The organism is Hyalangium sp., assembly GCF_045802625.1.
Lineage (GTDB): Bacteria > Myxococcota > Myxococcia > Myxococcales > Myxococcaceae > Hyalangium.
In genome coordinates this window covers 87,818-101,169 of the sequence record NZ_JBJMQP010000052.1, presented here as the reverse complement: position 1 = coordinate 101,169, position 13,352 = coordinate 87,818, and the positions used below count along the sequence as shown (strand labels likewise).

9 protein-coding genes are annotated in these 13,352 nt (G+C 68.0%); 1 reads left to right on the top strand and 8 read right to left on the bottom strand.

The features are described 5' to 3' along the window. Positions 1-146: 146 nt before the first annotated feature. Positions 147-311, bottom strand: a complete 165-nt coding sequence (locus ACJ8AT_RS10040; RefSeq protein ID WP_407737463.1) for a hypothetical protein — start codon at positions 309-311, stop codon at positions 147-149. 99 nt (positions 312-410) lie between these two features. Between ACJ8AT_RS10040 and ACJ8AT_RS10035 the strand changes: the two genes are divergently transcribed. Next, complete coding sequence (locus ACJ8AT_RS10035) at positions 411-890, top strand: diguanylate cyclase domain-containing protein (RefSeq protein ID WP_407737462.1); 480 nt, start codon at positions 411-413, stop codon at positions 888-890. 61 nt (positions 891-951) lie between these two features. Here ACJ8AT_RS10035 and ACJ8AT_RS10030 read toward each other — a convergent pair whose 3' ends face one another. The 7 genes from ACJ8AT_RS10030 to ACJ8AT_RS10000 form a co-directional block, all read right to left on the bottom strand. After that, complete coding sequence (locus tag ACJ8AT_RS10030) at positions 952-1,788, bottom strand: hypothetical protein (RefSeq protein ID WP_407737439.1); 837 nt, start codon at positions 1,786-1,788, stop codon at positions 952-954. Then, positions 1,785-2,057, bottom strand: a complete 273-nt coding sequence (locus tag ACJ8AT_RS10025; RefSeq protein WP_407737438.1) for a hypothetical protein — start codon at positions 2,055-2,057, stop codon at positions 1,785-1,787. Before ACJ8AT_RS10025 ends, ACJ8AT_RS10030 begins: the two co-directional genes overlap by 4 nt. Before the next feature lie 492 nt (positions 2,058-2,549). After that, entirely contained in the window at positions 2,550-2,912 is a 363-nt protein-coding gene (locus ACJ8AT_RS10020) for a nuclear transport factor 2 family protein (RefSeq protein ID WP_407737437.1), read from the bottom strand. A 139-nt stretch (positions 2,913-3,051) separates the two neighbouring features. Next, complete coding sequence (mgtA, locus tag ACJ8AT_RS10015) at positions 3,052-5,607, bottom strand: magnesium-translocating P-type ATPase (protein WP_407737436.1); 2,556 nt, start codon at positions 5,605-5,607, stop codon at positions 3,052-3,054. Next, positions 5,600-6,631 carry a YbhN family protein gene (locus tag ACJ8AT_RS10010; RefSeq protein WP_407737435.1) on the bottom strand — a complete coding sequence of 344 codons (1,032 nt, stop codon included), beginning with the start codon at positions 6,629-6,631 and terminating at the stop codon, positions 5,600-5,602. The genes mgtA and ACJ8AT_RS10010 overlap by 8 nt, the downstream gene beginning before the upstream one ends. 287 nt (positions 6,632-6,918) lie before the next feature. Further along, positions 6,919-11,424: a hypothetical protein gene (locus ACJ8AT_RS10005; RefSeq protein WP_407737434.1), complete on the bottom strand. Its 4,506-nt coding sequence runs from the start codon at positions 11,422-11,424 to the stop codon at positions 6,919-6,921. Next, complete coding sequence (locus tag ACJ8AT_RS10000; RefSeq protein WP_407737433.1) at positions 11,421-13,277, bottom strand: SIR2 family protein; 1,857 nt, start codon at positions 13,275-13,277, stop codon at positions 11,421-11,423. The genes ACJ8AT_RS10005 and ACJ8AT_RS10000 overlap by 4 nt, the downstream gene beginning before the upstream one ends. Between the last annotated feature and the right edge of the window lie 75 nt (positions 13,278-13,352).

Sequence of the window (13,352 nt, the reverse complement as noted above, 5' to 3'; positions counted from 1 at the left end):
GAGGGGACTACTTGGGCTCGTCGGCCACCGGGCCTGCCACGCCCAGAGCGACCCACTGCATCTGGTTGAGCTCCTGGACGCTCATCACCTTGCCCGCCGGCACTCGTGTCACGCCGACTTGCCGCCCACCGCCATCTGCGCCTTCTTCAGCGCCTCGGCGTACTTGGGTCGGAGTGGGCGAACACCTCGTGCAGCTTGTGGCTGATAAAGAGGATGGCCAGGCCCTGGGCCTTGAGCCGGGCGAGCTGCTGGAAGAAGGGCTCCACCTCTTGAGGCATGAGCACGCTGGTGGGCGTCCAAGATGAGGACACGGGCGCCCTGCAGGAGCGCGCGGAGGAGCTCCAGCCGCTGCTTCTCTCCCGCGGAGAACGTCCCCACGCGCGCCTCGAGATCCACCCGGGTTCAAGGAGATCAATGATCGTTTTGGGCACGATGCGGGAGATGCTGCACTCTCCGCAGCTGGCAGCCGGATTGCTGAGATAGGAGCACGGTTTTCGGCGATTCCATTTAGGAAGAGCGGTGATGAGTTCGTACTACTGACCACGAACGCTCGAGATGCCAAGCAATGCGCAGACGCACTCGCCGAGGCGTTCGGACCTGGGTTTCTCATCACGTTTGAAGCCTCTCAACTGACCGTGCGCGGCGCCGTCGGGTTTTCCGTGCGTCAGGATAATGAGGCCACTCTCAAACGATTGGTCGATCAGGCAGATGCAGCTTGTCGCCGCGCCAAATTGTCTGGTGGTATCAAGCCGGTAGAATGGTCGCCAGAAACAAGCCTTGATGATTCTGTGAGCATACGGAAGCGCTGTTCCCACTGTCAGGCACGGTGCGCGAACTGTGGTGCAACATTTCCTGAAGCCGTTTCCGAGGATCAGAGAAGCGTAGCGTAAAAGTATTCAAGGAGGAGCAATGCCAGGGACACTGGTGCGCAAGTAAGCACTATGGCCACGGTTATTGGCTTTGTCGGACCGTCCTACGTTGTGATGGCTGACGTTTGGCGGCCTCTTTCTCTGCTGCCCACTCACTCAAGCTGAGTGCTACCGGGTGAAGGGTGTGCCGCCTCAGCCGCTTGTGGTGCACCGCGAAGTAATACTCCCCAGCAAGGGAAAGGAAGGCGAAGGGAGAGGCAGGGTGACTCGCCAGCCACGACTCGGCTTCTTTTCGGCTTTGGAAAGAGGGTGAGTTGGGAGGAATTCCACGCGCTGTGAGCTCTTCAATGTAGGGCTCTATCGTAAAGTCGCGAGCGATATCCTGAGAGCCGTCCTCGCGGGAATACCAAGCGAGATAATACCTATCTCCAATGAGAATGCGGGCCGGACTGGGAGGTTCCTCCAGCTCCTTCAGCCAGGCTTCCGCCTCTTCACGCGTTGCAAAGGAAGCCATGGCCAGCGGCGCATAGTCGAGGCGGTGGGTAAAGAAGTCCGCGAAATCATCGAGCTGCCCAGTGTCCGCGAGGAAGTTCACAAGGTGGACGAGTACGAGCGCATGCCGCGCTTGTTCCGGGCCGTGTGTCACCGCGAGTGCCTTGAGCGCGAGAGCCATGGCACGTCGCGATGTTGCCTCCTGACGTGAGTCCAGCGCTGCGCTCACGTAGGGCGGGCTCGTGGAGGGAACACCCTGAAGATAATCCTCAAAGCGGTAGGCTTGCCCCAGTTGATGGCTGAAGTCGGTGGTCTCTCGGAGGTAGCGCCAGAGTTCGCCCTCTTCCTCTTGGCCTGCGGACGTAGCTGAATGCTGCCGGGACCGGGCAAACTGCGATGCGTCAGCAAGCGTCTCAAAAATCCTCACGGGACATTCCCCGCGAGCCGTGTAGCCGGGGTCGGCCCAGAGGCGTCTTCCACGAGCAGCACCACGGGCACCAGGATAAGAGCACCTCCCGCCGAAGCAGCCACCGCCACCGTGAAGGCAACCCCAGCGATGACGATGACGGTGCCCGCGAGAAGCTGCTGGCGGTGCTTCTTGATCCAGTCAACCGCAGGATCGATCGCATCAAACTCCGCAGCGTGGTCCTCGGCCCACTCACCCATTCCCCGATTGCACATGTCCTCGAGTTTCAAGCAGGCCTCTTGGCACCACCATCCTTTGTTCACACGCCACGGCCCGCGGTAGGCGGGGTACTGCAGGTGGCCGACAGGGATTGGTCTGCGACTTGCCAGGCAGTCGGTCTCGCACTGTTCACGTCGGCCAGCACAATAGGATTTCAGGCCCGTCGAGACACGCACGATGCCCCGGCGTGCTCTCATCGCGCTCGGGTTGTAGTGGAAGTTCTTCAGGTCGAAATTCTCAACGGGCTTCCAAGCGTGCGACACCTGCCCGTCAGAAGTCTCTTCGACAACGAGAACGTATCTCGCTAGGTCCCGGGGACCTGTGGGCCCAGCGACTGAGTGGTGCGTTGCGCTACAGGCAACGAGCGCAAGGGCGAGGCTCGTAGCCAGGACCCTCCGGGCTACGGAAACGGTTCTCATGGGTGGCATCCTACGTGATGCCGCTCACCCAAGGGGGGGCGCCCATGGGAACGTGCTTCGAGAGGCGACGGCGCGGCGCCGGCCTCACCCGAAGATGGGCGAGGGATCCAGGTGCGAGTGGTAGCGCTGGATGCGCTGCTCCTTCATGTCGAACACGTTGCAGAAGGGCACGGTGATGCGGCGGCCATCCTTGATGCGGTGCATGGACAGCTCGCCGCGAACCACCACGCCCTGCGGGGTCTGCCACACGTCGAGCAGCTCGTGGCGCAGGTCGCGCGCCATGCTGAGGATCGCGTGGATGACCTGCTTGGCGCCCTGTGGCCCGGAGACGGGAACGCCGCTGCCCATGCGGAACGAGGCGTCCTCCGAGAGGTACGCGGCCCAACCTTCGATGTCGCCCTGGTCGAACTTCGCGAACAGCTCGTGCACCCAGGAATGGTCAGCCATGTCCCCTCCTGACGAGTGACGTGGTACATCTGATCGTTCCCGTCGTGTTACGTCAAGCCGCACCCCAGCAATTCGTGCGGTAATGACTACCTGCCGGGTCGTCTCGCATGGCGAGCTGCGTCATGAGCGCTGGGCCAGCTCAGGCCGAGCGCCGGGAGAAGGCGCGGTGGAGCACGGTGGCCGACAGCAGATAGAGGGCGACCAGTCCCGCCAGGGCCAGCAGCAACAGAGCCGGTGGAGGCACGAAGCCGAACCACGCCCCCAGGGGCGTGAAGGGCACCGCGTTGGCCACGGCCATTGCTCCCAGGGAGGACAGCAGCAACCAGCGCGAGGGGCGGCTGCGCAGCGGGTTGCGCCGGGTGCGGATGATGAAGATGACGAGCACCTGCGTGGTGAGCGACTCCATGAACCACGCCGTCTGGAAGAGCGCGGCGCGGGCCTGGAAGAGCAGCAGCAGCACGGCGAAGGTGGCCGCGTCGAACAGCGAGCTGAGCACGCCGAACACCGCCATGAAGCGCTGCACCGAGCGCAGATCCCACCGCGGCGGCCGGGCCAGCTGCTCCGGGTCCACCTCGTCCAGCGGGATTGCCAGCTCCGACACGTCGTAGAGCAGGTTGTTGAGCAGGATTTGAATGGGCCGCATTGGCAGGAACGGCAGCAGCATCGAGGCGCCCGCCATGCTCAGCATGTTGCCGAAGTTAGAGCTGGTGCCCATGCGGATGTACTTCATCACGTTGCCGAAGGTGCGCCGGCCCTCCAGTACGCCCTCGTGGAGCACGGCCAGGTCCTGCTCCAGCAGCAGCAGGTCCGCCGCCTCGCGGGCCACGTCCACGGCGCTGTCCACGGAGATGCCCACGTCCGCGGCGTGCAGCGAGGGCGCGTCGTTGATGCCATCCCCCATGTAGCCCACCACGTGCCCGCGCAGTCGCAGGGTGTGGATGATGCGGCTCTTCTGCGCGGGGGACACGCGGGCGAAGAGCGAGGCGCGCTCGGCGCGGACCAGGAGCGCATGTTCGTCCAGCGCCTCCATCTCCTTGCCGGTGAGCACCTCCTCCACCTGGAGCCCCAGCTCGCGGCAGACGTGGCGGGCCACCCGCTCGTCATCGCCCGTCACCACCTTCACCCGCACGCCGCCTCGGGTGAGCTCCTCCAGCGCGGCCCGGGCGCTCTGCTTGGGCGGATCCAGGAAGGCGGCGAAGCCGGCGAAGGTGAGCTCCACCTCGTCTCCGGTGCGCGCCACCTGCATGTGCCGCGGCTCCTCGCGCCAGGCCACCGCCAGCACTCGGAAGCCGTCCTCGCCCAGCGCCGCGAAGCGCGCCTGCACGTCGGCCAGGGCCGCGCCGTCCAGCGGGCGCAGGGTGCGGCCCTCGTCCTCTTCGTAATGGGTGCAGCAGGGCAAGAGCTGCTCCGGCGCGCCCTTCACCACCAGCAGCCGGCGGCCCTCGTGCTCCAGCAGCACGGAGACGCGGCGGCGCTCGAAGTCGAACGGCACCTCGTCCACCTTGCGCCAGCCGTCCGCCTTCACCTCCTCGTGCGCGAGGATGGCCTCGTCCATGGGGCTGCGCAGGCCGGACTCGAAGTGGCTGTTGAGCCACGCCAGCTCCAGCACCCGTGCGCGCTCCTGGCCCGTGGCGTCCACGTGCCGCTCCAGGTGGATGCGCGCCTCGGTGAGCGTGCCCGTCTTGTCCGTGCACAGCACGTCCATGCTCCCCAGGTCGTGCACCGCGCTCAGCCGCTTGACGATGACGTGCCGGGCCGCCATGCGCAGCGCGCCGCGTGACAGCGTCACGGAGATGACCATGGGCAGCAGCTCCGGGGTGAGGCCCACCGCCAGCGCCACGGCGAAGAGGAAGGACTCCAGCAGCGACCGGTGCGCGCGCAGGTTGACCAGCAGCACGAAGAGCACCAGCAGCACCGTCAGCCGCATCAGCATCAGCCCGAAGCGGCGCATCTCCAGCTCGAAGGCCGTGGAGGGCGCGCGCTGGGTGAGCGTGTGGGCGATGCTCCCCATGGACGTCCTCGCGCCCGTGGCGAACACGAGCGCCTTCGCCGTGCCGCTGATGACGGAGGTGCCCATGAAGACGGCGTTGCGCGCCTCGGCGGGGCTGGCGTCCGCGGGGGCCTCGCCCGGGTCCTTCTCCACCGGGTAGGGCTCGCCGGTGAGCAGCGCCTGGTTGACGTAGAGGTCTCTCGCCTCCAGCAGCCGCGCGTCCGCGGCCACCAGGCTGCCGGCCTCCAGCAGCACCACGTCACCCGGCACGAGCGTGGCGGAGGGCACCTCCTGCTCCACTCCGTCTCGCAGCACGCGGGCGCGGGGGGCCACCGAGCGCCGCAGCCGCTCCGCCGCATCCCCGGCGCGGTGCTCCTGAAGGAAGTCCAGTGTCACGCTCATCATCAGCACGGTGGCGATGATGGAGGCGCTGGTCAGGTCGCCGGTGAGCGCGGAGACGACGCTGGCCACCAGCAGCACCAGCACCAGTGGATCCCGGAAGCGCCAGAGGAACTCCCTCACGGGGGAGTGCCGGCCGCGCTGCTCGGGCACGTTGGGCCCGTAGCGCTCCAGCCGGGCCGCGGCCTCCGCGCTCGACAGCCCCGAGGAGCTGCCACCGAGTTGTGCCAGCAGCGCTCCGGCGGGAGCGCTCCAGGCCGGAGGAGCCGGTGAGGCCGGCGCGGAAGAGGGCGGCTTCTCACTCATCTCTCTTCTCCCGAGGGGTGCTCCACCGCAGGAGGTAGAGCCCAGGCAGCAAGGGGAGCCAGAGGGTGAAGCCGCGCGTCAGCAGCGTGCCGGCGAGCGCCTCCTCGAGCGGGACTCCCAGGAAGTTCAGCAGCCCCACGCACGCGCCATCGAAGGTGCCCACGCCCCCGGGCATGAGGGACACGGTCTCCGCCACGGAGGCGAGCATGAAGCTGACGAGCACGGTGCTGGGTGGGGCGGCGTAGCCCAGGGAGCGGAGCGCGGCGGAGAGGGTGGCGGCGTCCAGGAGGAAGATGGACAGGGAGAGCAGGGTGCCCTCGGCGAGCAGGAGCGGGTTGCGGAGCAGGTGGGGGGGCACTTGGGAGATGGCACCCAGCAGGGCCTCGAGCCCCGGCACACGGCGCGTCCACCGGGGCGGCGTCCAGCCCTGGCGGCGGGTGAGCCACAGCATGGTGACGGGCACGATGGCGAGCACGACACAGAAGGCGGTGGCCAGCCACTGCACGAGCGCGTTCAGCTCCTGCCGCCACCAGAGGAAGGCGACGCTGGTGCTCAGCGTGAGGGCCTGGGAGATGTAGAGGCACAGGTTGGTGACTAGCACCGAGGCGGTGGCCGCGCCCGTGGAGGCGCCCTCTCGCCGGAGCCCTCGCGCCACCACGAGCGAGCCTCCAAGGCCGGCGCTCGGGAGGATCTGATCAAACGCGAGCTTCATGATGGACAGGCGCGCCAGGGCGAGCACCGGAGCCCGGACGCCGGTGCGCCGCAGCACGCGCCTCCAGAGGGTGGCGGCGCACAGGTAGGTGCACAGCTGGAACCCGGCGGCCACGAGCAGCCAGAGGGGGCGGGCCTGGAGGAAGAGCTGGGCGAGCCGCTTCTCCTCGGTATAGCGAGTAACGACGAAGACGGTGAAGGCGATGAACAGGACGACGCCCGGGACCCAGCTCCAGCGCTTGCGCCCGGAGAGGGCGGCCAGGGGCGGGGGCTCGGTCTTGTCATCCGTCGGTGCTGACGGGCTCTGCGCCACCCAGGCCTCCGCGGGAGCTGAATCCGTGGGACTGGCGCGCACTCTAGGCGAGAGCGCGTGCGACAGTGTTCAACGTATTGCGCGGCCAGGCGTTGAGGCCTGCTCGACGAAGCGTGAGGGAGGCACTATCTTCCTGGTATGACGCGTCGCGCTCGACAGGTGCTCGACGAAGCCCTCAAGCTCTCGCCCGAGGAGCAATCGCTACCGGGAAATGAGCCGGAAGCTGATGCTCTCGGCGGAAGCCCGCCGTGAACTTCGTGAAGCTGATGTGAGGGTCTTGGCTCGCGTCACGCGGGTTTGGGCACCTCGGCCAGGCCTCGGCGGCGCAGGTCCTCGAGATCCTCGGCGAGCCCCACTTCCAGGCTTCGCTCGGACTCGATGTAGCGCTGCATGAGCGGGACGGGGCAGTACAGGCGCCCATCTCCGTCCGGCACCAGCACGTAGCTCAGCTCGCGGTGATCCATCGCCTCGTCGAAGTCCACCGAGCGGATGTCCGCGCCGCGAGTCTTCAGCGCCTCACGCACCTCCTCGCGCGTGGGTTTCCCGAGCAGCAACGCCTGCCGCACCACGGCCCGGTGGAGCGGATGATCCCCTCGCCAGCGGCGGCCCTGATCTCGCAAGTCCTTGTCCTCGCGGAAGGAGCGCTCCAGGTGCTCACGGGTGAGCACGTGCGTCTCGGGTGGCAGGGACTCCACCAGCGCCTTGCACACCAGCACGAGCATGTTGGCCCGGCGGCCCGCCTGCTCCACCAGGAACTCGGGCGTGGAGGGCGCGTCCCACTGGAGGCTCAGAGCCGTCATCGGCTCGGTCACCAGCGCCAGCGCCGAGCGCTGATCCAATGGCTCCAGCCGGAGGTGCTCGCCGAAGTTGCGCAGCGGCTGCTTCTCGTCCAGCACCACGGCCCGGTACAAATCCCAGAAGCCCGCGAGGATGAAGTAGGCCCGGCCTTCCTCGGCCAGCGCGCGCATGGCCTGCAACACCGGATAGCCGGCCTTGGCATCGGCGCTGATGAAGTCGTCGGCCTCGTCGATCAGCCACACGCGGGGCCGGGAGGGCACACCTGCGGCGACCTCCTCGAAGGGTGGAAGAGGCGCGCCGTCCGCGGGCCCGCGCTCGCGCTCCCGGGCAAGCCGGCGGTGCAGATCCCCATCCGCGAGCTCCACATAGCAAGCATCCAGGTCCGAGCGGGCCTGGAGCCGCCGGAGCACCGCGAGCAGCAGGCTGCTCTTGCCCATCTGCCGCTGGCCCACCACGAGGAAGTTGCGCACCGCGCGGTCGGCGATGGCGCGCACCTCGCGCTCGCGGCCAAAGAAGAGGTTCTCCAGCTTCACGCCACCGGCCACCTGGTAGGGCGACAACTCCGAGACAGCAACCTGTTCGGAGATGGTGGTCTCCAGCAGCCGCACGGGCTCATCGGCCAGCAGCAGATCTCGCAGCCGGTAGGTGGAGAAGACCACGGAGCGGACGCGGGGCACGCCTTCGAGCACCTGGCGCGCGTTCTGCGCCTGCGTGCGGTCGAGCACGAGCACCTGCCCAGGGCCGCGGCCCTCCTGGAAGACATCGGCCATGAGCCGCTCGGCATCCCCGGACTCCAGGCGGGTGCCGTCGATGACGACGACCGCGCTGTCACGCGCGAAGCGCAGCCGGAGCGGCGGCAGCGACAGCGCCCAGGAAGTGGGGGTCAGGCTGGCGCCGAGCCTGCCGCCGATGGACTCCGCGAAGGCCGTGGCCGCGTCTCGCGGCGTCTTGGCGCCACAGAGCGCCCGCTCCCAGCGAGTGACGGGGATGCCCGCGGCGGTGATGGTGGAGTCGCGCCGCTTCGCACGCCGGAGGGCGTGGTCGGCCGCGATCATGTGCTCGAAGGAGTAGCTCTTGATGGCGGTGGGAGACTTCTGGGCGTGCACCACCATGGGGTTGCGGTACACGCGGGCATAGTGCACGGCGGCGTAGAGCAGGAGCGCCCCCAGCCCTAGCGCGATGTACAGGCCATAAAGGATGGGGACCTTCACCTCGGAGGAGGGGAAGATCCACGTGCGCGGCCACTTCTCGTAATTCGCCGAGAGCGCGAAGGCGAACTTGCCCGCCTTGAGGAAGGGTGGCGGGACGGAGAACTTCAGCGACTGCTCCTGCCCGGGCTCGATGCTGAACTCCTGCTGTGGGCCGGACTGTTTCGTCTCGCCCGCCTGGAAATCACCCTTGAAGAGCAGCGGGCCAATGGGCTGCGTCCCGGTGTTCTTGAGGGTGACGCTCAGGGTCTTGTCTTCGACGTGCGGCCCCTCGATGAGCTCCAGCTGGGGAGTGCGGAGCTCGAGGGGGAGTTCGACCGTGAGCCCCTCCGTAGGCTCCTCCGTGGGGCCCTCTTCAAAGGCGTGGATGATCCGGAGTTGGGCCTTGGGGTCTTGAGGGATGCCAGCATCCTTGGGCCTCAAGTAGGACAGCACCACGCGGAGCTCCGCCGAGCTTCCTGGCTCCAGACGGAGCACGGTGTCAGGCGGTACGAGGATGAGCCCGGGAGGAAGCTCGACCGGCTCGACGCGGACCCAATAGGCCCGGCCCGCGTCCGGAGCGTTGGAGAGGGTGAGGATCAGCTCGCCCGGCTCTCCAAAGTCCCCAGGCGGGGTGCGGAGCTCATGGCTGGCGAGCGAGAGCCGGGGTGCCGGCTCCGGCTTCGTGGGCCGGATGGGCTCGAGCGAGTCATTCTCACTCTGGCGGAAGAGAAAGCTCCCGTCGTCATGGCGGTAGATCGGCTTGCCTTGAAGGTGACTGAGCCAGCCCTGTCTGGCGCCGCGGAGCTCTCCTCGGAGGGGCGGATCTTCCTGCGGAGCCCACAACCTGACGCCGCCGCTCTCATCCCCCGAGGCCAGGCTGAGCCCATCCTCGCTGAAGGCCAGGGAGTTGACCCAGCCCGTGGCGCTCTCCAGTTCACGCGAGGGGCGGCCGGTGCTCAGGTTCCACAGCTGAAGCATCTTCTCCCCTCCCAGGGCCAGGGTGCGCTTGTCCGGGCTGAAGGCCAGGGACCACACGGCCTTGGAGAGCTTGGGGTCCTTGAGGAGCTTCTTCAGCGAGGCGGCGTGGATCCGGGTCTGCCCTCGTACGGGCTGCACGAGAGTGAGCGTCTGAAGCTCCCAGAGCCGGATGGTTGCGTCTTTTCCGCCGGAGGCCAGCAGCTGTCCGTCCCCCCGGAATGCCAGGGCGTAGACGGGGCCTTCATGCGGACTCGGACCATTGTAGGTCGCCAGAGGGACGTTCAAGCCGAAGGACAGGACGTGCCCGGGACTCAGCTGGCCGCGAACGGAGGGATCAAGCCGATAGGAGAGATCCTCCCGGACGGAGGTCAGAAAAACGTTTCCATCATCCCCGCCCGAGGCGAGGACCTCCTCGGTTGGACTGAAGGCCAAGGCCCGGACAGGACCCGTGTGCCACGTCCAGGTCTTGAGGGTGTCCCCGTTGCTCGTCTTCCACAGACGCACCGTGCCGTCCTTCGAGCCCGAGGCCAGGAGACTCCCGTCTGGATTGAAGGCCACGCAGTACACAGGGCCCAAGTGACCCGTCAGCTTCCTTGGCACGTGGCTGGTGGCGGGCTCCCACAGGTAGACGGAGCCGTCTTTTCCGGCCGCGGCCATGAAGGTCCCATTGGCACTGACTGCCACGGAGCTTACGGCGCTGGCCTGGGTCTCCCAGCGCTGCTGCTCACGGCCCTGGTTCAGATCCCAGAGGTGGATCACTGCGTCGCTGCCCGCCGACACCAGGGTCCGCCCTTGCTGGGTGAAGGCCACGGACGACACGGGGTACTGGTTGCCTTGCAGGAGCCGCAGCTCACGGCCCGTGGCGACGTCCCACAGCCGCACGGTGTTGTCGCCGCCGCCCGAGGCCAACATGCGCCCATCCGAGCTGAAGGCCAGGGACTGCGCGGGGGCCAGGTGCCCTTTCAGCTCGTGCAGCACGAGCTTCGAGCGGGCATCACGCAGCCGCACGGTGGTGTCACTGCCCCCGGAGGCCAGCAGGCGTCCATCCGGGCTGTAGACCAGGATGGGATCCTGTACGTCCTTCTCTTGCTGGAGGGCGCGGCCCGTGCCCGGCTCCCTGAGCGGCAGGGGCGCATCTCTGGGGAACTCGGGGCTCACGAGAGCGGAGGGGCTCCCAGAGGAAGAGGCCTTCGCGAAGGCTTGAGGAGACTCGGGCCGCTGCTCGGTACCCACGGCCCACTGCTCCACGGTGGCACCGCCGCCGCCCGAGACCAGCAGCTTCCCGCTGGGGGTGAAGGCCAGAATGGGCTCCGCCGGGCCCTCCAGGGAGTCCAGCAGCTTTCCGCTGCTCACGTTCCACAGCTTCACCGTCTTGTCGCCACTGCCCGAGGCCAGGAACTCTCCCTTGGTGTCGAAGGCCAGGGACCGGACGAGCTCCCTGTGCCCCCGCAGGGAATGCAGCGCCCGCCCGGTGCCCACCTCCCACAGCTGCACGGTGGTGTCCTTGGCGCCCGAGGCCAGGGTGAGTCCGTCTCGGCTGAAGGCCAGGGACACCACGGCATCGGTGTGCCCCTCGAGACGTCGCACCTCACGCCCCGTGCTCACCTCCCAGAGCCGCACGAGGTTGTCATCGCCGCCCGAGGCCACCAGCCGCCCATCTGGGCTGAAGGCGACGGCGTTGACCTTGTCCATGAACGCCCAGCGGGCCTCCTCGAGAATAGAGGTGTCCTCGCCCTCGGGCACCAGCACATCGCTCTGAGCCGCCGCCCGGGCGCTCGAGGCCCCAAGCACCACAGCGACACAGAGCGCCAGGGCGTACCGGCTCACGGCCTCACGTCCTTGCGCGCCAGCGCCTCACGCACGGCCTGCTCCACGGCCTTGCACCGCAACGTCGTCTTCCCGGCCTTGTCACTGCGCACCAAGCCCGCGAAGTACAGCCGCACCTCCGGGTACTCCACCTGGTTGTCGAGCGGCTCCAGCTCTCGCACCGGCTGCCCCGCCAGCAGCTTCTCCAGCACCCCCTGGCAGCTGCGCTCGCCCGTGTACCCGTTGCGCTCGTCCTGGCGCAGGCACTCGTGGATGGTGCTCCGGAGCGACGGACTGCGCGCCAGCCGCGCGGTGACGGTCGCGGTGTCCAGCGCCCCATCGCTGCTCAGCACCTCCCTGAGCAACCCGAGGTGGCCGCCCGTGGCCTCGTGCACGCTCTGCGCCCAGCGCGAGCCGTCGAAGCCCGCGCCGTCCAGGAACTGGTGCACCTCGTCCACCGTGAGGTCCGGCACCTCGCGGCGCGGCGCGTCCTTGAAGACCGAGAAGCTCTTCATGTTGTGCAGCAGCCACGCCGAGCGCTCGCCCCCGGCAATCAGGAAGTGGAACTCCACCGAGGAGGAGGGCTCGTCCATCATCCGCCGCAGGTGGCGCCCCAGCGCCGTCAGGTGCTCAAACGGCCCCCACTCGTAGCGCAGGACGATCAGGTGATCCCGTCCCAGGCTCGCCGCCTTCTTGCGCAAGTGAGCCACCAGCGCGTCGAAGCTCGTGACGCTGCTGGCGTTCTCATCGTCTCCCGCGAGGGCGCGGCAGTACTCGGCCTCGGTGCAGTCCGGGACGTTCGGGGGCGCAAGCCACGTGACTCGGTCCCCATACTGAGCCGCCACCCGCCGCGCCAGGGAGCGCGCCCCTCCGTCCTCGGGAGCCAGCAGCACCAGCCGATGCTGACTGCGCAGGATGCGCGTGTACTCCTGCTCCAGCGTGGGCCGGGCCACGGTCGGAGGATCTCCCGCGGCGGGCGGGGTCGAGAAGGACAGGGGCGCCCCGCCGGGCCTCCTGCTCCCGAACGCCGCCTGTGCCAGCCCGCGCAGGAACTCCGCGAGCGGCTCGCCGTGGTCCTCGTACTCGACGAGCTGGATGTTGTACTTGGGCCACAGCGCCCCGCGGTCAATCTGCCCCTTCTTCATCAGCGCGAAGCTGGGGATCTGCCGGCCCTTGGTGATGCCGATGACGTGCTCGAGCTGCTTGAGCACGTACGGATCGCTGAAGCTGAAGCCCATATAGAGGAAGGGCTTCGCCTGGATCCACGAGCGCAGGCGGACCAGCGCGTTCGTGTACTGCGAATAGCTGGAGGGCTGCCCCGTGTCCCCATACAGCCGCTTGTAGTCGGCGCCCGCCAGCACCAGCGTGCCCAGCCGGTGGATGGTGCCGTGCAGGTACCAGACGCGCGGGGTGTCCGGGGAGGCCTCGGCGTCCATGAGGTTGAGCTCGTCGTCCTGATCATTGGAGACGGGCTCGGCGTCCTCGCGGCCCCACAGGAGCACGTCGTCGTAGTTGGGGGTGAGCACCACCGGCGGGCGCAGCTCCCAGAGCGCGCGGATGACCCGGAGGTCCGCATCGGTCGGCTGGCGCACCCGGAGCCGCTCGCGCAGGAAGCGGTTGAAGCGATAGGCCCCCAGCTCCGTGAAGGCCCGCTCGGCGGCGGTGAGGAAGTCGCCCTGGGCGATGCGCTGCCGCACCTCCGTGACGGCGGACTCGGGCAGGCCCTCGTCGGTCATCCGCTCGGCGAGCCCCTCCAGGAGCTGCTTCCACGAGGGAAACATCCCCTGCTTCACGCCCATGCTGACGCCGGCGCCCACGAATGGGACGACCTGGTTCCTGCGGACCGCCTCGACCAGCTCCCTCGGGAAGTTCATCGTGCCTCTCGTGGGGAGGATGATAGCCCGCCCGGGAGGTGCTCGCCTCTGGGCGCCAGGCCCTCGCCTCCACGC